The 920-nt window shown below is 39.9% G+C and carries 1 protein-coding gene; it reads right to left on the bottom strand.

The window, feature by feature from the left end:
• Positions 1-160 precede the first annotated feature (160 nt).
• The coding region (locus ABD814_RS13215; protein ID WP_344914204.1) for an IS256 family transposase at positions 161-920 on the bottom strand (760 nt) is incomplete at its 5' end.

Below are 920 nucleotides of genomic sequence, written 5' to 3'. Positions count from 1 at the left end.
AAGAACAATCAGAAATGGAGCTTTTACCCGTGATTTTCACTCCAGGTGGATGCTTTCCGCGGGGATGGCTTCAGCTAACTTTTGAAGCAAAGAGCGCTACAAAAGTGGATCTTCAGCTCATCCTATTCCCGCTGGAGTCACCACCTTCCGTTACAATCACTTAATTAGCGTGATCAAACTGAATATATTTTCTTGATGAGCTTGACCAGTCTTCATGTCTATCCATCAGGACTGCACCAATCAATCGGTTTGCGGAAGCGCGATTAGGAAAGATCCTGATCACTTTTTCTCTTCTACGGACTTCTTCATTTAATCTTTCTAAGAGATTTGTGCTTTTAAGTCTTGCATGACCTTTGCCAACAACCGTGTATTGAAAAGCATCTTCAAAACCTTCATCAAGCGTTTCGCATGCTTTACTATATTTAGGCTTATCCATGTAGTCATGGATTAATTGATTTTTGGCGGTTCGAGCTAAGTCAATATCTGTAAATTTAAAAATAGCTTTAACAGCTTCGCGGAAAGGTTTTGAGTTCTTTTTTGGAACCTTACTTAAGATATTCCGCATAAAATGCACCTGGCATCTTTGCCAAGTCGCATTCGTAAATGATTTTGTAATCGCTTTTACTAAGCCTTTATGAGCGTCTGAAATAACGAGTTCTGTACCATGTAAACCACGGCTTTTAAGGTATTCAAAGAATGTTGACCATGTTTCATCGCTCTCATTATTTTGAATCATAAATCCAATGATTTCTCGCTCACCGTCTTTTGTAATGCCGATCGCAACATGACAGCTTCTGGACACAACACGGTGGTCTTCTCTAATTTTAATGTAGAGTACATCTGTCATGATATAGGGGTAAGCCTTGTCCTTTAGCGAGCGATCTTGCCAAGCTTTAACCATTGGATCAAGCTGTTCAGTT

This window comes from Amphibacillus indicireducens, from assembly GCF_039539605.1.
GTDB classification, from domain to species: Bacteria; Bacillota; Bacilli; order Bacillales; family Amphibacillaceae; genus Amphibacillus; species Amphibacillus indicireducens.
This window is presented reverse-complemented; position numbering and strand designations above follow the sequence as displayed.